General features: G+C 63.7%; 17 protein-coding genes and 1 tRNA gene. 11 read left to right on the top strand and 7 right to left on the bottom strand.

The genetic code is table 11. The features are described from left to right. The 4 genes from AOP79_RS06525 to AOP79_RS06510 are packed head-to-tail and all read left to right on the top strand — an operon-like array spanning position 1 to position 5,081. Complete coding sequence (locus tag AOP79_RS06525) at positions 1 to 351, top strand: L-rhamnose mutarotase (RefSeq protein WP_062071736.1); 351 nt, start codon at positions 1 to 3, stop codon at positions 349 to 351. A 34-nt stretch (positions 352 to 385) separates the two neighbouring features. Then, on the top strand, positions 386 to 2,425 hold the full coding sequence (locus AOP79_RS06520) for a bifunctional rhamnulose-1-phosphate aldolase/short-chain dehydrogenase (RefSeq protein ID WP_062071733.1): 2,040 nt from the start codon (positions 386 to 388) through the stop codon (positions 2,423 to 2,425). Next, the gene (locus tag AOP79_RS06515) at positions 2,422 to 3,849 is read left to right on the top strand and encodes a rhamnulokinase (RefSeq protein WP_062071731.1); all 1,428 of its coding nucleotides are present in this window, start codon (positions 2,422 to 2,424) and stop codon (positions 3,847 to 3,849) included. The genes AOP79_RS06520 and AOP79_RS06515 overlap by 4 nt, the downstream gene beginning before the upstream one ends. Before the next feature lie 2 nt (positions 3,850 to 3,851). Next, complete coding sequence (locus AOP79_RS06510) at positions 3,852 to 5,081, top strand: alpha-hydroxy acid oxidase (protein ID WP_062071989.1); 1,230 nt, start codon at positions 3,852 to 3,854, stop codon at positions 5,079 to 5,081. A 37-nt stretch (positions 5,082 to 5,118) separates the two neighbouring features. Here AOP79_RS06510 and AOP79_RS06505 read toward each other — a convergent pair whose 3' ends face one another. The 3 genes from AOP79_RS06505 to AOP79_RS06495 are packed head-to-tail and all read right to left on the bottom strand — an operon-like array spanning position 5,119 to position 7,722. Then, entirely contained in the window at positions 5,119 to 5,631 is a 513-nt protein-coding gene (locus tag AOP79_RS06505) for an asparaginase domain-containing protein (RefSeq protein WP_062071729.1), read from the bottom strand. Then, on the bottom strand, positions 5,628 to 6,221 hold the full coding sequence (locus AOP79_RS06500; RefSeq protein WP_062071726.1) for a TetR/AcrR family transcriptional regulator: 594 nt from the start codon (positions 6,219 to 6,221) through the stop codon (positions 5,628 to 5,630). The genes AOP79_RS06505 and AOP79_RS06500 overlap by 4 nt, the downstream gene beginning before the upstream one ends. Before the next feature lie 4 nt (positions 6,222 to 6,225). Then, a complete protein-coding gene (locus tag AOP79_RS06495; protein WP_062071723.1) occupies positions 6,226 to 7,722 on the bottom strand; it encodes an MFS transporter in 1,497 nt (498 codons plus the stop codon). A 169-nt stretch (positions 7,723 to 7,891) separates the two neighbouring features. Here AOP79_RS06495 and AOP79_RS06490 point away from each other — a divergent pair. Beyond that, positions 7,892 to 7,964 (top strand) — tRNA-Arg (locus AOP79_RS06490). Positions 7,965 to 8,186: 222 nt separating this feature from the next. Next, positions 8,187 to 8,675 carry a hypothetical protein gene (locus AOP79_RS06485; RefSeq protein WP_062071721.1) on the top strand — a complete coding sequence of 163 codons (489 nt, stop codon included), beginning with the start codon at positions 8,187 to 8,189 and terminating at the stop codon, positions 8,673 to 8,675. Positions 8,676 to 8,690: 15 nt separating this feature from the next. Here the strand turns inward: AOP79_RS06485 and AOP79_RS06480 are convergent, their stop codons facing one another. Continuing rightward, the gene (locus AOP79_RS06480) at positions 8,691 to 9,560 is read right to left on the bottom strand and encodes an aldo/keto reductase (protein WP_062071719.1); all 870 of its coding nucleotides are present in this window, start codon (positions 9,558 to 9,560) and stop codon (positions 8,691 to 8,693) included. Positions 9,561 to 9,648: 88 nt separating this feature from the next. Continuing rightward, positions 9,649 to 9,999 carry a hypothetical protein gene (locus tag AOP79_RS06475; RefSeq protein WP_062071717.1) on the bottom strand — a complete coding sequence of 117 codons (351 nt, stop codon included), beginning with the start codon at positions 9,997 to 9,999 and terminating at the stop codon, positions 9,649 to 9,651. A 51-nt stretch (positions 10,000 to 10,050) separates the two neighbouring features. Here AOP79_RS06475 and AOP79_RS06470 point away from each other — a divergent pair, with 51 nt between their 5' ends. Then, a complete protein-coding gene (locus tag AOP79_RS06470; RefSeq protein ID WP_062071715.1) occupies positions 10,051 to 10,965 on the top strand; it encodes a patatin-like phospholipase family protein in 915 nt (304 codons plus the stop codon). Here AOP79_RS06470 and ald read toward each other — a convergent pair. Both ald and AOP79_RS06460 read right to left on the bottom strand, forming a co-directional pair. After that, positions 10,868 to 11,980, bottom strand: coding sequence for an alanine dehydrogenase (gene ald, locus AOP79_RS06465; RefSeq protein WP_062071713.1), 1,113 nt, complete (start codon positions 11,978 to 11,980; stop codon positions 10,868 to 10,870). The two genes, AOP79_RS06470 and ald, sit on opposite strands and share 98 nt — an antisense overlap. A 168-nt stretch (positions 11,981 to 12,148) precedes the next feature. Continuing rightward, positions 12,149 to 12,991: a M15 family metallopeptidase gene (locus tag AOP79_RS06460; protein WP_062071711.1), complete on the bottom strand. Its 843-nt coding sequence runs from the start codon at positions 12,989 to 12,991 to the stop codon at positions 12,149 to 12,151. Positions 12,992 to 13,290: 299 nt separating this feature from the next. Here AOP79_RS06460 and AOP79_RS06455 point away from each other — a divergent pair, with 299 nt between their 5' ends. From AOP79_RS06455 to AOP79_RS06440, 4 genes are all read left to right on the top strand, one after another. Continuing rightward, positions 13,291 to 14,193 (top strand): ATP-binding cassette domain-containing protein, encoded by a 903-nt coding sequence (locus AOP79_RS06455; RefSeq protein ID WP_062071709.1) that lies wholly within the window; start codon positions 13,291 to 13,293, stop codon positions 14,191 to 14,193. Continuing rightward, positions 14,190 to 15,005 (top strand): ABC transporter permease, encoded by an 816-nt coding sequence (locus tag AOP79_RS06450; protein WP_062071707.1) that lies wholly within the window; start codon positions 14,190 to 14,192, stop codon positions 15,003 to 15,005. Before AOP79_RS06455 ends, AOP79_RS06450 begins: the two co-directional genes overlap by 4 nt. 88 nt (positions 15,006 to 15,093) lie before the next feature. Next, positions 15,094 to 18,972, top strand: coding sequence for a multifunctional oxoglutarate decarboxylase/oxoglutarate dehydrogenase thiamine pyrophosphate-binding subunit/dihydrolipoyllysine-residue succinyltransferase subunit (locus AOP79_RS06445; protein WP_236683280.1), 3,879 nt, complete (start codon positions 15,094 to 15,096; stop codon positions 18,970 to 18,972). Then, positions 18,969 to 19,568 (top strand): GDSL-type esterase/lipase family protein, encoded by a 600-nt coding sequence (locus tag AOP79_RS06440; protein WP_062071705.1) that lies wholly within the window; start codon positions 18,969 to 18,971, stop codon positions 19,566 to 19,568. Before AOP79_RS06445 ends, AOP79_RS06440 begins: the two co-directional genes overlap by 4 nt. The last annotated feature ends 14 nt before the right edge of the window (positions 19,569 to 19,582 follow it).

The following is a 19,582-nucleotide window of genomic DNA, read 5'->3' as shown; positions in this document are numbered from 1 at the left end:
ATGCCACGCGTCTGCTTCACCCTTCAGGTGGACCCGGAGCGTCTGGACGAATACGTCGAGGCGCACCGGGCCGTCTGGCCGGAGATGTTGGCGGCCATCCGCGATGCCGGACGCCGTGACTACTCGCTGTTCTTGCGTCCGGACGGCCTCCTCGTAGGCGTGTACGAGACCGATGACGACGTCGCATCGGCCGCAGCACTAGCCGCAGACCCCCGCACAGCCTCGTGGGAAGAAGCCATGGCACCGTTCTTTGTCGATCTCGGTGGCGCGCGTCCGGACCAAAATGCCCCGAGCCTCCCCGAGGTCTTCAACCTTGCCCAGCAACTCGACGCCGCGGGCATCGAACACTGACTTTCGCCCTATCCACACTGAAAGAGGACCCATCGTGACAACGAATCCAGCCGCTACCGAGCTGATTGCCCGCTCCAACCGCCTTGGATCAGACCCCAAGAACACCAACTATGCCGGTGGAAACACGTCCGCCAAGGGCACCGAGACAGACCCCGTCACTGGCGATCCTGTCGAGTTGCTGTGGGTGAAGGGATCGGGTGGCGACCTCGGAACTCTTCAGGAGAAGGGCTTGGCTGTATTGCGGCTCGATCGGATGCGGTCACTCGTCAACGTGTACCCCGGCACCGATCGCGAAGATGAGATGGTCGCCGCGTTCGACTACTGCCTCCATGGCAAGGGCGGCGCGGCCCCATCCATCGACACCGCGATGCACGGCTTAGTGGATGCAGCCCACGTCGACCACCTGCACCCGGACTCTGGCATCGCTATCGCGACGGCAGCCGATGGTGAAGAACTGACCGCAAAGATCTTTGGCGACAAGGTGGTGTGGGTCCCGTGGCGTCGTCCCGGCTTCCAGCTCGGGCTCGACATCGCAGCCATCAAGGAAGCAAACCCCCAGTCAGTCGGCTGCATCCTTGGCGGCCACGGCATCACCGCCTGGGGCGACACCTCCGACGAGGCCGAGGCCAACAGCACCTGGATTATTGATACGGCCGCCAACTACATCGCAGAACACGGCGCCGATGCCCCCTTCGGCGGGGTGCGCGACGGCTTTAAGGCGCTGTCCGACAGTGAGCGCCGCGCGAAGGCAGCGGCGCTAGCACCCACGATTCGCGGGCTGGCGTCCACCGACAAGCCGATGATTGGCCACTTCACCGACGCGGATGTGGTGCTCGACTTCCTCGCCAGCGAGCGCGCTCCGGAATTGGCCGAGTTGGGCACCAGTTGCCCCGACCACTTCTTGCGCACCAAGGTCAAGCCGATGATCCTCGACCTCCCCGCCGATGCCTCAATCGAGGAATCGCTGGCACGCCTGGGTGAGCTCCACGAGGCGTATCGCGCCGACTACACCGCGTACTACGAGGCGCACGCCACCGAGGACTCCCCCGCCATTCGCGGAGCTGACCCCCTCATCGTGCTGGTGCCCGGCGTGGGCATGTACTCCTTTGGAGCCAACAAGCAGACCGCGCGCGTGGCCGGCGAGTTCTACATCAACGCCATCAACGTGATGCGCGGCGCAGAAGCGCTGAGCACCTACACGCCCATCTCCGATGCCGAGAAGTTCCGCATCGAATACTGGGCATTGGAAGAAGCCAAGCTCCAGCGCATGCCCAAGCCCAAGTCCCACCAGGGGCGCGTGGCTCTTGTCACGGGCGCGGCTTCCGGCATCGGCAAGGCCATCGCCACTCGCCTCGCCGCTGAAGGTGCCTGCGTTGTCATTGCGGACCTCGACCTTGAGAAGGCTCAAGCCGCTGCTGCGGAACTGGGCAATAGCGATGTCGCCATCGGTGTAGCCGCCAACGTTGCCGATGCAGACGCGATCGAAGCCGCGTTCAACCAGGCCGTCCTGGCGTTTGGCGGCGTCGACCTCGTCGTCAACAACGCCGGCCTGTCGCTGTCCAAGTCCCTGCTCGACACGACCGAGGCCGACTGGGATCTCCAGCACGATGTCATGGCCAAGGGATCATTCCTCGTTTCGAAGACCGCAGCCAAGATCCTCATCGACCAAAAGCTTGGCGGGGACATCATCTACATCGCCTCCAAGAACGGCGTCTTCGCGGGCCCCAACAACATCGCTTACTCCGCCACCAAGGCAGACCAAGCCCACCAGGTGCGTCTGCTTGCGGTGGAACTGGGCGAACACGGCATCCGCGTCAACGGCATCAACCCTGATGGCGTGGTCCGCGGCTCGGGAATCTTCGCCTCCGGTTGGGGGGCCAACCGCGCCGCGACCTATGGTGTTGAGGAAGAAGACCTGGGCAAGTTCTACGCGCAGCGCACCATCTTGAAGCGCGAAGTCGTTCCCGAAAACGTCGCAGATGCCGTGTACGTCCTCACCGGCCCCGACCTCACCCGCACCACAGGACTACACATTCCTGTCGACTCGGGCGTTGCCGCGGCATTCATCCGATGAACGAGTCCGTCACCGTCGCCGCCATCGACCTGGGCGCCACGAGCGGCCGGGTGATGGCGGGGCGGGTCGGGCCAGACGAGTTGCGCGTGCGTCAGATGGCGCGCTTTCCCAACGGCCCTGTCGCCCTCCCCGATGGACTCCACTGGGACGTCCAAGCGCTGTTTCGCGCAGCCCAGGCAGGACTCCGGGATGCGGCATCGTGGGCAGGCGACATCAGTTCCATCGGAATCGACTCGTGGGCAGTGGACTACGCACTACTACGCGGTTCGCGTGTATTGGGCGAACCATTCCACTACCGGGATGAACGGTCCGGGCGAGGCGTCGACACCGTGCACGCCAAGGTTCCCTTCACCGACCTCTACGCGCGCAATGGACTTCAGTTCCTTCCGTTCAACAGCGTCTACCAGTTGGCTGCTGAGGACCCGGCGATGCTGGCGGTCGCAGACAAGGTATTGCTCGTTCCCGACCTCGTGGCGTTCTACCTCACCGGAGCCACCGTGTCCGAGCGCACCAACGCGTCGACCACCGGACTACTCAATGTCACCACCGGACAGTGGGACACGGACCTCCTTCATACCCTGGGCTTGAACCCGGCACTCTTGCCGGCGCTCGTGGAACCCGGCGACCGCATCGGCCCGCTCCTCCCCGCGGTACTGGAGGCGACCGGACTGTCTGGGAACGCGCAGGTGACCGCGGTGGGGAGCCACGACACGGCATCGGCCGTTGTCGCCACGCCGATGCGCGAACAGGGTGGCGCTTACATCTCCTGTGGGACGTGGGGCCTGGTGGGTGTTGAGACGGAAACGCCCGTGCTCTCCGATGCCGCCCGAGCCGCGAACTTCACGAACGAGGGTGGAGTCGACGGGCGGACGCGTTTCCTTCACAACGTCATGGGGTTGTGGCTTCTCAGCGAATCCATCCGGACCTGGGAACGTGATGGCACCACCATCGAGCTTGAACGTCTGCTCGCTGAAGCCGTCGCCGTGGGACCTGACATGCCGGTCTTCGACGCGACTGACGAGGCCTTTCTTGCCCCTGGCGACATGCCTGCACGCATCGCCCAATGGTTGAGCGAGCGGGGCCTCCGTGTGCCTCACACTCGCGCCGAGACCACGCGCAGCATCATTGAATCGCTAGCCAAGGCGTTTGCCGATGCGGTGAGGATGGCCTCCGACCTCTCCGGTCAGGCCGTCGACACCATCCACATCACAGGCGGCGGCTCCCTCAACGCTCTCCTGTGCCAACGCACCGCTGACTATGCAGGACTACGAGTCGTCGCTGGCCCCGTTGAGGCCACCGCGTTGGGTAACGTCGTGGTGCAGGCCCGCGCGGAGGGCGCCACTGGTGCCACTCTTGAATCCATGCGTGACCTCGTGGCGCGCACGACTGAACTACACACTTACGAGCCCAGGAGTAACTCATGAAGATGGAGCGTCGTGTGCCGCGGCCGAGTGAGTTGGCGCCGTTGATGAGTTTCAAAAAGATCGAGTTCAATGGGCGTACGAGGCGTCTGTCGAGGGCTCACACCATCGCTGATCTGCGCGCCATAGCCAAGCGACGAACCCCCAAGGGTGCGTTTGATTACACCGACGGGGCCGCAGAAGCAGAACTGTCGCTGGCACGTGCCCGTCAAGCGTTTCTCGATATCGAGTTCCATCCGGCAATCTTGAAAGACGTCTCCCATGTGGATACCTCAGTCGAGATCGCTGGCGGCACTGCAGCATTGCCGTTCGGTATTGCCCCCACCGGGTTTACTCGCATGATGCACTCTGAAGGTGAACGTGCTGGTGCTTCCGCCGCCCGATCGGCTGGCATTCCGTTCTCCCTGTCGACAGTGGGCACCACCTCTCCCGAAGGCGTAGCGGAGGTCAACCCCGATGGACGTAACTGGTTCCAGCTGTATATGCAAAAAGACCGCGACAAGTCCATGGACCTCGTCTCACGCGCCGCGCAGTCAGGCTTCGACACTCTCTTGGTGACAGTGGACGTTCCCGTCGCCGGAGCCAGGCTCCGAGATAGCTATAACGGGTTCACGATTCCTCCACAGCTGACACCGAAGACTGTGCTGAACGCAATACCCAGGCCTGAATGGTGGATCAACTTCCTCACCACCGAACCCCTCACGTTTGCATCCCTGTCCGAATGGGACGGCACCATCGGGGAACTCCTGGACGCCCTGTTCGATCCGACCATCACGTTCGAAGACCTCGAGTGGATCCGCGACCAATGGCCCGGTCAGGTGTTCGTCAAAGGCATCCAAACCATCACCGACGCACGCGCCGTGATGGACCTGGGTGTTGACGGGATCGTGCTGTCTAACCACGGAGGCCGCCAACTCGACCGCGCTCCCATCCCCTTCCACCTGCTCCCCAAAGTGCGCAAGGACCTTGGGCCGGAGGCGCAGATCATTGTCGACACCGGCATCATGTCCGGCGCCGACATCGTCGCAGCCCTAGCCATGGGTGCCGACTTCACCCTCATTGGCCGCGCCTATCTGTATGGCCTCATGGCAGGCGGACGCGAAGGAGTCGACCGCACCATCCACATCCTGCGCCAAGAAATCATCCGCACCATGAAACTCCTCGGCGTCGCCCACACCACAGAACTCACCCCCGACCACGTCACCCAGTTGCAGCGCCTCACCCCACGCACCTAGAAACGCGCTGCAACCAACACCCCCGGAACTAAGGCCCCTAGGAGCGCTCCTCGCCCGTTGCTACGAACGCGCCCGTCGCAGTTTCCTTGCGCACCGTCCCCGCGGCGAAAAGCCGAGCCCCCATCGCGACGTAAACGCCCGGGGATGCGAGTTGCGCGGCTGCGAGCGCGAAGCCCAGATTCACCTGCGCATCGGACCCGTGAACGGTTTCCGGACGCAAAGCGCCAGTGAGCACCACCGTGCTACCCGCGGGAACACGGGAGTGGAGGTAGCTGGCGGTGTCCGCCATGGTGTCCGTGCCGTGTGTGACCACCACGGCGTCGGTCTGAGCCTCATCGATGGCACGCACCAGCACGTCCCGGTCAGCATCGGTGATGTCCCGACTGTCGAGCGCGAGAGCACCGGTGACACGGATCGCCACACCGGGCACGACCGTCGAGAGAATCCGAACGGCTGCGGGCTCACCGACTTCCAAGTCGCCGGTGAGTTCATAGACCTTGTCGATGGTGCCGCCCGTGGCGATAACTGCGACGTCCGCGTGGCGTGTCAACTGCTTTTCCCTTGAGTGTCAGTGCCGTTGTTGCGGTAGCCGGTCGTGAGATCCAAGAGTTGGCGTTCGAGTTGGTCGAGGTCCTCTGTGGTGAGCGCAGTTCCCCACAGCGGCGCCACGCTCACGCCGTCTGCTGCCGCGACCACGAGGCGCACCACATGGGACGGCAGCCCGTCGGCGTCGAGGTCTTCACGCCACCGTTGTCCGTCCTCGTGAGCGATTGCCTGGCGCGCGGGTTCACCCATGACGTGGGCCGCGAGCGCCACGCTGTCATGAAGGCCTGCGGCGTCGTGGGCGTCCGCAATGGACACGCGCACGTAGGCGCGCAATAGCCGGCCAGGAGCGTCGTCGTCTGGCGCAATGGCGGCATGCACGGAGCGCCTAAACGACTCGTAGAGTTCCCGCGCGAGCGCTTCGGTGAGGGCGGCTTTGGAGGAGAAGTGGTAGAGCAGTCCGCCTTTTGACACGCCGGCCTCGGCGGCCACGGACTCCAGGCTGGCGGCGAGTCCGTCGCGCAACACCACACGGCTGGCGGCATCGAGAATGAGCTGACGCGTGTCCTCCGCGGAACGCCCTTCAACTCTTCCCATCGCACTACCCTCCGTGTTCGACAAGCACTGCGGTGCGCCGTGCTGGAATCTTGCGCCACGCCACCGCGGCACCTACCAGCAACACCGTAGCCGAGACGAGGGTGGTGACTTGCATCCCTTGAGTGAAGGCGTGCTGGGCGTGCTCGAGCAGTGCAGAGTTGGGTTCCAGGAGGGCCGATGCGCTTGCCAGGGAGTCTTCGACGCCCGCCTGAACGTGGGCGGGGGTTCCGTCCGGCACATCAAGGTAGAGGCGGTAGGCGAGGGTCGAGACGGATCCGAGCACAGCGATTCCGAGTGCGACGCCCAGTTCATAGGCGGTCTCGGAGATAGATGATGCGGCACCGGCCTTGTCGGGTTCGACTGCAGAGACCACTGCGTCAACACTCAGCGTCTCTGCCATTCCGATCCCCAGCCCCACGGGGATGAGCGCCAACGCCACCCACCAGTACGACTGGGCGTCCTCGACGAGGGCGAGCAGCACCAGCCCGGTGGCCGCGAGGGCGAGTGCGCCTGCGATTGCTGGCCCTCGTCCCCAGGCTCGCAGCGCTGCGGCGACCACGAGCGCGACTGCCATGCTTGCGACCGCGATGGGGAGTTGCGCGATGCCGGCTTCGAGTGGACTCATGCCGCGCGCGAGTTGCAAGTACTGCGAGAAGAAAAACAGAACGCCGCTGAGCGCGAACACGGTGATGAAGGTCACGGCAACAGCGCCGGCGAACTCCGGCACTTTGAAGAGGCGAACGTCGACCATCGGAGCAGGTGCGGTGCGTTGGCGCCGCACAAATGCCACGGCTGCCGCTGCGGACAGCGCTACGGCGGTCAGGAGCAGAGCATTGATGTCGCCGGCGAACGTTTTCTTGATGGCGTAGACGAACGGAATGATCGCCGCCATGGACAGCGCGCTGGAGATCAGGTCGAGGCGGCCGCTGTGCGGATTGCGCGACTCGGGGAGGAGCCGTGCGCCAGCAATCACAAGGATGGCCACTACTGGCACGTTGATGAGGAACACTGACCCCCACCAGAAGTGCTCGAGGAGCACGCCGCCCACGAGAGGGCCGATGGCTAGGCCACTGGCGGCAGCCGCCGACCAGATGGCGATGGCGCGGGTGCGCTCGGTGGGGTCGGGGAACACCTGACGGATCAGCGACAGCGTCGAGGGCATCAGGGTCGCTCCTGCGATGCCGAGGAGAAGCCGGGCCACAATCAGCATTTCTGGGCTGGTGGCGAAGGCCGCCAGGACCGATGCGGCACCAAATCCAGTGGCACCCATCAGGAGGAGGCGCTTGCGCCCCACTCGGTCGGCAACGTTTCCCATGGTGACGAGTAGGCCTGCAATGGCGAGCGAGTAGATGTCGCCGATCCACAACACCTGTGTGGCGCTCGCTTGGAGGTCTGCGGTGAGTGACGGCACTGCGAGATACAGCACGGTGCTGTCAATCGCGAGGAGTAGCACGGCTCCGACGAGTACCGCTAAGGCCGCCCACCGGCGCGTTGCTGACATGACGGGCTCCTCTCAAGTTACTCAACCGTCCAGACGGTACAGTAACACGAAGGGGCGTACAACGAGATCACGATCCATGCCACACACGCGGCCCCGCTGCGCTCTCACCTCACGGGAAAGGGTGCCCGTCGTGTCCTGGTAATCTAGGTTCTCGCGGGCTCGCCCGCATGCCCCCGTAGCTCAGCGGATAGAGCGCCGGTTTCCGGTATCGAAGGTCGCAGGTTCGACTCCTGTCGGGGGCGCGTTGCATGCTCGCGACACAAGAGCCGGAGGGCGCGCTGAAAGGCGCGGATCCCTCCGGCTTTGTCGTTTCCCCAGAACCTGCAGCAACCACGTCTAGCGAGCCCCCAGTTGTGACCTACGTCACAACGTGCGAGCATGAAGGTTGGGACGGTTCGATGGCACCCGGCGCTTCTCATGAGGGGCCGCGGCGTCTCACGGGAATTATTGCTGAGGAGCTTTCCATGAAGATCACCACTCTTGTCGCGCCATTCGCCGCCGTCGCCTTCGCGGCGACACTCACTGCGTGCTCGAATCCCATCGAGGACATCGCGAACAACGCCGTCGAACAAGCCGCCGAAGAGGCCATCGGAGGTGGTGAAGCAGACGTCGACCTCAACCTCGATGGCGCTGGGGCCAACCTCCCGGATGGCTGGCCTGATGACATCACCCTTCCCGACGGCACCATCGACGTGTCGACGACGACCGGTGACGGCATGATGGTCTCGATGAGCGTCGCCGACATCGCGTCGTGGGAGGAACTCAACGCCAATCTCACGGCCGCCGGTTACGCCGAAAACCCCGAAGTCTCGATGGTCGTGGAAGACGCCGAGGGCGGGGCATTCAACACGATGCTCTTCGAGGGCAACAACTACACCGTGACGTCCTCCGTCATCGGCGAACCGGGTGAGTACATCTTGCAAGTCATCGTGGCAAAGAATGCAACGGAGTAACGCGCGCGTCGCGCTCTAGGCGTCAAGTGTCGGAGCGAGCTGCTCGAGCTCCTCCGCGGTGAGTTCAATCTCTGCCGCTGCAGCGGAGTCCAAGATGGAACTCGGTCGCGATGCTCCCGGAATGGGGATCACGTGGTCTCCCAACGCAAGCTCCCATGCCAACACGACTTGCTGCGCGGAGATCCCTCGAGCATCGGCGACGTGCTGGAACGCATGGAAACGCGTACCTACGTCCCCGGCCTTGCCGATGCCGCCCAAGGGACTCCAAGGAATGAACGCGACACCCAGTTCGGCACAGAGTTGCAGTTCGTCATAACTGGAAACGAACGCCGGGGAGAACTGGTTTTGCACGGAGGTGAGTCGTCCGCCCAAGACGTGGTGAGCCTCACGAATCTGGTCGACGTTGGCGTTCGAGATTCCCGCCATCGCGATCACACCATCGTCTAAGAGTTCTGCGAATGCCCCCACAGAATCGGCATAGGGCACGCGCGGGTCGGGACGGTGGAATTGGTGCAGGCCGATGCTGTCGCCACCTAGGCGCTGCGCAGAGGCCCGTGCCGCGTACTTCAGGTACGCGGGGTCTCCGTTGACCGCCCACGTTCCGTCCCCTGGACGGACGTGACCAGACTTGGTAGCGACCAGCACATCGTCGCGGCGCGCACCATAGGCGACGAGCGCACGAGCAATCAACGCCTCATTGTGCCCTGCTTCACCGGGATGCAGGTGGTACGCGTCGGCGGTATCAATCAGGGTGACGCCGGCATCGAGTGCGGCGTGAATCGTGGCGATTGAACGAGCCTCGTCCGGGCGCCCCTCTACCGACATGGGCATCCCGCCGAGCCCGATCGCTCCGACGGTCCTTTTTCCCAAGGCGCGCTGGTCCATGGCCACTCCTCACGTGTTCGCCCACATGCGAACGTACCTGGGCGTGCCCGTTTGCTCAAACCAGCATGGTCACGGCCGGTGCGAGACTTTACTCTTCGAGGTCCTCTGCGGCGTCGCCCACCAACTCGACGCTGGTGACCTGATTGTCCGCGACCGTAGCCTCGCAGCCCCCGAACGTGCCATCGGCAAACTCCCACGCGATGTCGTACACGCCCGCCTCGGGGCCCGCGATGTCACCGCGAACAATCTCCCCTAGGCCCGCCTCCTGAGCTGCGATCTCGCACGCCTCGATGGCGTCCTGTTCCTGCGTTGAGGTGCCAGCTCCGACAAAGAACCAGACCACAGCGGCGACGACCACCACCACAGCCACCGCCAATGCGCCGATCAGTGGACCCGCTGATCGCGGATTTGGTGTCGCCGCAACAGATTCTTCATTCATGACCGTCAAGCATACGGGCGTAGATCTCCTGACCTCTCTACGATGGTGACCATGGCTAACGATGATGACCTCCGATATGTGCCACACCTGGGACTCGCGCTCGGCGGCGGCGGCGCATTGGGTGCAGCGCATGTGGGAGTCATGCAGGTGCTACATGAGCGCGGCATCATCCCTGAAGTCATCACGGGCACCTCTGCCGGTTCTATTGCAGGTGGCGCCACAGCCTTGGGGCTGAATCCATATGCATTGGAGGATCGCATCTACGAGTGGGGCTGGCAGAGCTTCGGCACCTGGACGCCAAAGCCCGGCTTTGGACTGATGACGCACGATGGACTCGCACGAGGCGTGATCAACGTGGCAGGTACGGACCCCAACATTGAAGACCTCCCGATTCGGTTCGGCGCCGTCGCCACCGACATCGAGGCCCGTGAGGCCGTCGTCATTGATCATGGTTCTCTCACCGAGGCAGTCGCTGCGTCTATCGCGGTTCCGGGCGTCTTCCGCCCTGTCCACATCGAGGGCCGATCACTCCTTGACGGCGGGCTCGTGCAGAACCTCCCTATCGAAGCCTGCTTTGGCTTGGGCGCCGATCACGTCATTGCTGTCCGTTTGGCTGCCGAGTGGGATCTCCGCGGATTCGGCAATGGTTTTGAGGTTCACGAATGGGAGATCCGCTCGGATGTCACGGTCATTACTCCGCGTGTGGGTAAGCACAGCCAGTGGGTCATCAAGGGGCTACCGGACCTCGTTCAGGCGGGCCGCGAAGCTGCGGAGGCTGAGTTTCGTGACTACCCGGTGATCAACCCGCGCCCACCTCGACCGCGCATCGACACCTCTGTGGCACCCTCGGGCCAGTCCGACGCGGCGGCTAGCCCGACAGCAACGCCGGACCTGGAGGACCAGCAGGAAGATCGGGAAAGGACTCCTGCACGGCGGCGCATCTCAGGACTCCTCCGGCGACGTTAAGTCCTCGAGCAAGGGCATCGTCTGCTGAGATGGCCCGCTCCCAGCCTTCCGCGAGTTCCTGCACGTACGCCACGGTGTGCGCGTTGAGTGCCGCTGTCGCTGTGGTTCCCACAGCACCGGGCATGTTCGTGACGCAGTACAACGTCGCCGGGCCGATGCTGAACACAGGGTCATCGTGAGAAGTCGCCTTGGAGTCTTCGCAGCATCCACCTTGATCAATCGCGATATCGACGATGACGGCGCCGGGCTTCATTGACTGCACGAGACCGTGGGGTATCACGACGGGTGCAGGCCTTCCCGGAACGAGGACCGCGCCGATGACGAGATCCGCTGCACGCACCTCCTCGGCCACGGACGCGGGGGTCGAAACGACGGTCCGGATAGCGTCGCCCCAACGATTTTCGGCTTCACGGAGCCGATCGACAGCACGGTCAAGGACGACGACCTCTGCCCCAGCACCCACCGCTTGGTCGATGGCCGCTGAGCCGGCAGATCCCACACCGATTACCACCACTCGGGCCCCAGGCACACCGGGAGCACCACCCAGCAACACGCCCGGACCACCCACGGATCCCAAGAGGAAGTGGGCGCCTTCCACGACCGCGAGCGCACCAGCTATGGCGCTCATCGGAGCGAGGAGTGGCAGTGCACCATCGCCCGTTTGGACTGTGTCATACGAGAAGGCGGTGGTCCCTGCCGCGATGAGGGCCTTGGCAAGTGGCTTGTTCGCAGCGAGGTGCAAGAAGGTAAAGAGGATGTTGTCGCTGAGAAGCGGGAACTCCTCGGGCAGTGGCTCTTTGACTTTCACGACCATAGCCGCTCCCCACGCGTCCTCGCGCGTTCCGATAATGGCCCCGGCATCGGCGTACTCTCTGTCGTGAAACAGCGCGCCGTCGCCGGCTCCACTTTGCACGACGACCTCATGGCCGCCGTCGACCAAGCGTGCGACGGCGGCGGGTTCAAGACCTACCCGTGTCTCATGGTTCTTGACCTCTGTGGGTACTCCTATGCGCATTCCACGTTCCTCTCGGTCGCTTCCACACGCCGCTCACTGCGGCGGAGTGACGAGGCACATGCGGCATTGCACCTCCGTACCGCTCAGCCTGCTACACGGGCGTGGAGAGTGCATTGCGACACGGCGATGCCTGATCAGAGTGGCGCCCTAGCCGAGCACGGCGCGGAACTAGCCGCGGTTGCTGTAGTACGTGTTGCTACTGCTCCAGTAGCCAGCGTCGTATACACCGAGCTCGTCGGTGCCTGGCTCATACTCCCAGTGCCAGGGCTCCCACTTGCTCGACTTGGCCCACGAGGGGTTGACCCAACCCCAGGTTGAGCCATGCGATTCGAGCCATGCCTTGGTGTAGCCAGTGTCGTCATCGCCGCAGAGGTCAATGGCCAAGCCCCACCCGTGAACCGAGTAACCAGGCTGCGCCGCAAGGTAGCCGCGCGACGCCTTCGTTGCGTACTGCTCTGAGAGGGTCCGGTAGCCGTTCCCCACACACAGCGCCCGGCCAAACTCCAACTCAAACGCAGCGCTGAGTTCTGCGAGCGCCACGGCAGCGTCATTGCGCAGCAGCACGCCGTTGTCGAGGGCGCACATCGAGTCTTCGCTCATGCGTCCGTTGTAACCCTCCGCGCCAACGGACGGATCACAATCAGGCAGGTGCGAACTCGCGGAGAACTCTGCGGATACCGCGAGCACGGCACTAGCGCCGTTCACGCTGGGCAATGGCAGGTTTCCGTCGTCCAACTGTTGGGCGCCGATGATGGCCCGCGAACTCACAGTGTGACCGCCGTCGGCCACCGTGGCGGCACCGCCGCTTTCCGATGCGTCGGCATACGGTGCGATTGTTCCCACCGCGGGGTACACCACCATCGTCAGCGCGAAACCTGCAAGCACTCCCGTACGTGCAAGGAACTTGCGGCGACGGTGAGTAGTGCGGTCCTGGGAGATCTCCGCGTGGGCTTCACGGAGCACTTTGCGAGAGTGATGCGTCGGTTTTGACGCGCCTTCACGCTTGCTCACACGAGCCTCCACACTTCGATTGCCATCGTCCTCCGGCCCCCACCCGGCCGAGGTTTTCAGCGAGTCTAACGAAACGGTTACGGCTTGGCTACCCCTGCGGAGACGGCCCTTTTCGTAACCCTTGGAGATACGGGCTTTATGGGCTCTCAGGTATTCCTCACTGTGGAAAACTTCACATTCCGCTCGGCAAATTGCCTAGCAGTACGTGCCCGAAACGATACGACTCCGCGCTCCCAGAATCGCGCCCCAAGCACCTGATACGGTCAGCGCAGATCTCTATCCAGAAGGGGGACATTCGCGTGGATGCACCCGACATTGAAGTACGCGGATTGACCAAGACCTTTGGCTCAGTGGCCGCGGTCAACGACCTGACCTTCACGGCGCGCGCCGGTCGTGTCACCGGTTTCCTTGGGCCAAATGGGGCAGGCAAGTCCACCACCCTGCGAGCTCTCGTGGGACTCATCTCCCCCACGGCCGGAGAAGCCCTCATCGGTGGCAAACCCTATGACGGCATCGCCCACGCGCCACAGCGTGTCGGCGCCCAGTTCGAAGCCGCTTTTCACCCTGGTCGCAGTGCCCGTGGACATCTCCTCACTTACGCACCCCTGGCCGGCGTCACGGCTCAGCGGTGCGACGAAGTGCTGGCGATGGTGGGACTCACAGAAGCAGCCGGTCGCCGTGTGGGCGGCTACTCCATGGGAATGCGGCAGCGACTTGGACTGGCGACTGCCCTGCTCGGTGACCCTCAAGTCCTCATTCTCGACGAGTCCGCCAACGGTCTCGACCCGGCTGGTGTGCACTGGCTCCGAGGCTTCCTCCGCAACTTCGCTGCCGAAGGCGGCACTGTGCTCCTGAGCTCACACCTCCTCAGCGAAGTTGAACTCACCGTGGACGACGTGGTCATTGTCGCCAAGGGGGAACTGCGTCACTCGTCCTCGATGGAGGACTTACGGAATCTGACAAGTTCACGAGTCGAGGTGCGAAGCCCACGGCAGGAGGCCCTGGAGTCGTTCATCGCGTCGAGATACCTCGACTCGGCAACGCTGACGTCACCTACGACAGCACGCATCGACGGCGCGAGCGCTCAAGAAGTTGGGGCAGCCGCATTCGCTGACGGCTTGGAACTTCACGGACTGGAACAGCAGACCGACAGTCTCGAAACGGTGTTTATGCGCCTGACCACGGAAGGGGCATCCGCATGAACGCAGCCATTCGCTCCGAAATTCGCAAGATCAGCACCACCCGCATGTGGTGGGTTCTCCTGCTGTCGCTGATCTTGAGTGTGGCCTTCCTTGTGGGCACCATTGCTTTCAGCATCGCTTTCGCAGAGCAACTCGGCGGTGATGAAGCAGCGTCGCTCACCGCGGGGATGAACCCCGATGACGTGGCCTTGATGGTCTATAGCTTGCCCGTCTCACTCGGCTATGTGTTCCCTGCTGTCCTTGGAGCCCTCTCCGTCACACAGGAGTACCGCCACCGCACGATTGACACCACGCTGTTGATGGATCCGCGCCGCGGACGGTTTATTGGGGCCAAGTTGGTGAGCATCGTGCCGTTCGCCGTGGTCCTGGGAATCGCGGCCATGGTCACGGGCGTGGGTACCGGCGCAGCTGCATTGGCACTCGCGGATTTCCCGACTGGGCTCGACAATTCTGCTATCTGGGGTTCCATCGGCATGGGGGTGCTCGCGCTCACCGTGTGGGGCGTGGTGGGGGTGGGTCTGGGCACCGCAATGCCCAGCCAAGTCTTGGTCGTGGTTTTGCTCATTGGATGGACACAACTGGCTGAACCTATCCTCCGCCTCGCCCTAGGCTTCATCGAACCTTTACAGGGCGTCGCGGCCTTCCTGCCTGGTGCAGCAGGAGATGCCATGGTAGGTGCCAGTTTGTACTCCACCATGGACTCCGGAGACCTCCTCAACCCTTGGGCTGGATTTGGCGTTCTCCTTACATATGGCCTGGTCGCAGCCGCAATTGGCTGGTTCCGTATGCGCCACCGTGACATCTCCGTGTAACTGACGCGCGGCGTTCACACCAGAGCATTTTTGCGTCTAGGCTTGTCCCTGAGAACACTGACGTATCTGACGCACTGGCGCCAAGAAAGTGAGCGGCCCTGACGTGTCTACTGACACCAGCGCGACCGACGCAGACCGTACTACCGTCACCCGGGAAGAGGGGGCGCCCACGGTCGCCTCGCTCGTCCTCAGCGGCCGTAAGAACGATGCCTCGGGCACCCCACAGTCCCAGCCCACCTCGACCTCCGCGACCGACGCCACGTCGGAACCGCAGCCTCAGGTAGAGGATGCCGCCCCCAGTCCGGGCTCACACGAGACCAGTCACAGGCCTGCGGCACCGCGCATCACGCCTGCGTCGACCGACGTCTCAGCGTCCGAGGCACACTCAGCACCGGCGTCGGCCGCTTCCGTGACCGAAGCCGCTCCCGCGTCAGCCGCCAGCGCGCCGGCCGACGTTTCGCCGGCATCGGCGCCCGCCGCCGAGTCACCCCAGACTGAAGATCAGGCTCCCGAGCAGGCCCCCACCCAGCCGATCGCCACCACTCAGGCTCCGATCGCCACCTATCTTCAGCAGCACGACCACCAGGCACTCAATGCCAAGAACGTCGAACACGGTGTGACGCGTCTGCGCGGCCCAGCCGCACGCGTCGTCGCCAACATGGAGTCGAGCCTTGAGGTGCCGACAGCAACGTCGGTGCGCACCATTCCCGCCAAGTTGCTGATGGATAACCGCACGGTCATCAACAACCACCTCGCCCGCACCCGCGGCGGCAAGGTCAGCTTCACGCACCTCATTGGCTACGCCATTGTGGAGGCGCTCGCACAGCTACCCGCTCTCAACGTTGCCTACGCGGAGGACGACGGCAAGCCTGCTGTCCGCACTCCTGAGCACGTCAACTTCGGGCTCGCCATCGACTTGGCAAAGGACGACGGCACCCGCCAGCTCCTCGTGCCGAACATCAAGAACGCCGACGACATGGACTTCGCGAAGTTCTGGTCGGCATACGAAGACGTCGTCAAGCGTGCTCGCTCCGGCGCTCTCCAGGCCGCCGACTTCCAGCAGACCACCATCACGCTGACGAACCCCGGCACGATTGGCACCGTCCACTCCGTTCCACGCCTCATGGCGGGTCAGGGATCGATCATCGGTGTGGGAGCCATGGACTACCCAGCCGAATACCAAGGTGCCTCGTCTGAGACCGTGGCCCGCCTTGGTGTGTCCAAGGTCATGACACTGACGTCCACCTACGACCACCGTGTCATTCAGGGCGCTCAGTCCGGCGAGTTCCTCGCGCTGGTCCACCGCAAGTTGCTGGGCCAAGACGGGTTCTACGACCGTGTCTTCGTCGCTCTGCGCATCCCCTACGAGCCCGTGCGCTGGATCCAAGACGCCGCCACCAACGACGTCGCTGAAGCTGCGAAGCCCGCCCGCATCGCGGAACTCATTCACTCGTACCGCTCGCGCGGACACCTCATGGCCGACGTGGACCCCTTGTCCACACGGCTACGCAAGCACCCCGACCTCGACGTGCAGACCCACGGCCTCACGCTGTGGGACCTTGACCGCATCTATGCCACAGCCGAGTTCGGTGGCCGTGGCACCTGGAAGATGCGCGAAGTGCTGGGACGCCTGCGTGACGCATATTGCCGCACGGTGGGTGTCGAGTACATGCACATCGCAGACCGCAAGCAGCGCGCATGGCTCCAAGAGCGCCTCGAAGTCGACTACACCAAGCCCACCCGCGAAGAGCACCTGCGCATCCTGCGCCGGCTGAACGCAGCAGAGGCCTTCGAAGCCTTCCTGCAGACCAAGTACGTCGGGCAAAAGCGCTTCTCCCTCGAAGGTGGCGAGTCACTCATCCCGCTCCTCGACGCCGTCATGTCTTCGGCGGCCGAATCCGGCATCCAAGAGGTATGCATCGGCATGGCTCACCGCGGACGCCTCAACGTGCTGGCAAACCTCGCCGGCAAGTCGTATTCGCAGATCTTCTCCGAGTTCGATGGCACCGCCGTCCCGGGATCGGTCCAAGGCTCCGGTGACGTGAAGTACCACCTCGGTACCGAGGGTGTCTTTACGTCCGAGTCAGGCGCCACCACGGATGTCTACCTCGCGGCAAACCCCTCACACCTCGAAGCCGTCAACCCAGTCCTCGAGGGCATCGTTCGAGCAAAGCTCGATGCACTCGGCGCTGACCCGGTCACGGACGGCTACCCAGTCTTGCCAGTTCTCGTCCACGGCGACGCAGCATTCGCAGGACAGGGCGTGGTCATGGAGACGCTCAACCTCTCCGGGCTGCGTGGCTACAAGACCGGCGGAACAGTCCACGTCATCATCAACAACCAGGTGGGCTTCACCACGGGGCCTGGCGACTCGCGTTCCACGCGCTACTGCACAGACATCGCCAAGGGCTACCAGATCCCCATCTTCCACGTGAATGGCGATGACCCTGAGGCCTGTGCCCGCACCGCACGCCTCGCATTCGAGTACCGCGAAGAGTTCGGTCGCGACGTCATCATCGACATGGTGTGCTACCGCCGCCGTGGTCACAACGAAGGCGACGACCCCTCGATGACGCAGCCGCGCATGTACGACCTCATCGAGGCCAAGCGTTCCGTACGCCACCTCTACACCGAGGCGCTCATTCGACGCGGCGACATCACGAACGAGGAAGCCGAGGCTGTCTCTCAGGACTACCTGGCGCAGCTTGAGCGAGTGTTCCTTGAGACGCGTGAAGGTTTCCAGGGCACGCAGTCGGAGTCCATCTCTGGCCTTGAGCTGCCCTCGAGTCAATCCTCGGACGCCGGCGTCATGGTCGGATGGCAGACCGCCGTCACCGCCTCGCAGGTGGAGCGCATCGGTCGTGCGCACATGCGTCCACCTGAGGGCTTCAAGGTGCACTCCAAGCTTGCGAAGTTGCTGGAGCGGCGTGAAGTCATGAGCCGCGAAGGTGGCATTGACTGGGGCTATGGAGAGCTCCTCGCCTTCGGTTCGCTCCTCCAAGAGGGCACCCCGGTACGCCTCGCCGGCCAGGACGCTCGACGCGGCACCTTCGTCCAGCGTCACGCCGTGTTCCACGACCGCGCCACTGGTGCCGAGTGGACGCCGCTGCTGTACCTGAGCGCAGACCAGGCACGCATGCACATTTACGATTCGTCGTTGAGTGAGTACGCATGCCTGGGCTTCGAGTACGGGTACTCCGTGGAACGCCCCGACGCTCTCGTGTTGTGGGAAGCGCAGTTTGGTGACTTCGTCAACGGTGCGCAAACCATCATCGATGAATTCATCTCATCGGCCGAGCAGAAGTGGGGTCAGTCCTCCTCTGTGGTGCTGCTCTTGCCCCACGGATATGAGGGACAGGGACCGGACCACTCGTCCGCTCGGGTGGAACGCTTCCTCCAGTTGTGCGCCGAGCAGAACATGGTGGCAGCAATGCCCTCGACCCCGGCAAGTTACTTCCACCTGCTGCGCCGTCAGGCCTATGACCGCCCCCGCAAGCCGTTGGTGGTGTTCACACCTAAGTCGATGCTGCGCCTGCGCGCGGCCCAGTCAGCCGTGGAGGACTTCACCCAAGGCACCTTTGAGCCTGCGAAGCCGGACACGATCGATGCCGCCAATGTGACGCGTGTGCTCATGTGTGCGGGCAAGGTGTACTACGACCTCGCGGCTGAACGTGAGAAGTCCGGAGACACCACGACGGCGATTGTGCGCCTCGAGCAGCTCTACCCGCTTGACCAGGAGTCAATCGCAGCAGCGCTGGAACCCTACGCCGATGCTGAACTCGTGTGGGTTCAGGAAGAGCCAAGAAACCAGGGCGCGTGGAGCTACCTTGCGCACGCACTTCCGCAGGTCGTTGGCCGTGACGTACGCGGGGTGACTCGCACTGCGTCTGCGTCTCCAGCATCGGGCCTCAGTTCGCGCCACAAGGCTGAACAGGAAGACCTGGTCAAGCGAGCATTCGCGCGATGAAAAATGTCTTCTTTGTAGGCGACGAGCTCACCGCCGGTCACGGCGACCCCAAAGCCCTAGGCTGGGCCGGTCGCGTGGCCGCGCGGACGTTGCCACTGATCAAAGACGTGCGGTTTCACACGCTCGCGGTACCTGGTGAGACCACAGGGGAACTGGCGACGCGCTGGGACTCCGAAGCCCTCCGACGTGTAGGCCCAGACGGAGTCGAGAGCGCGGAGAACTACGTGCTCTTCGCTCTTGGCCGTCACGACCTCTCACGCGGTGTGTCCTCAACGATGACTCGCCTCAACCTCGCGAACACCCTGGACCGTGCGGCGGCGTTGAACTTCAACGTGATGCTTGCCGGTCCGCCACCAGTCACGGCAGTCGATCGCCAAGCGGTGGCCGAATACGCGGCCCTGTGCGACGAGTCCGCTGCCCGCCGTGCCGTGCCCTACATCGACATGTTTGGCCCGCTGGCTCGCCACGAGCAGTGGGCGACAGACATGGACACCAGCGGCGGCGAAGTTCCGCTCCAAGCTGGCTACGGCCTCATGGCATGGCTGGTGCTGCATTCCACCTGGCACGACTGGCTCGGCGTCGCTGCGCCGCGGTAACACCACCAAGCGCG

It is taken from the genome of Demequina sediminicola (assembly GCF_000975055.1).
Taxonomy (GTDB): Bacteria; Actinomycetota; Actinomycetes; order Actinomycetales; family Demequinaceae; genus Demequina; species Demequina sediminicola.
Note: the sequence above shows the minus strand (reverse complement) of the source record. Positions and strands in the feature narration are given on the sequence as shown.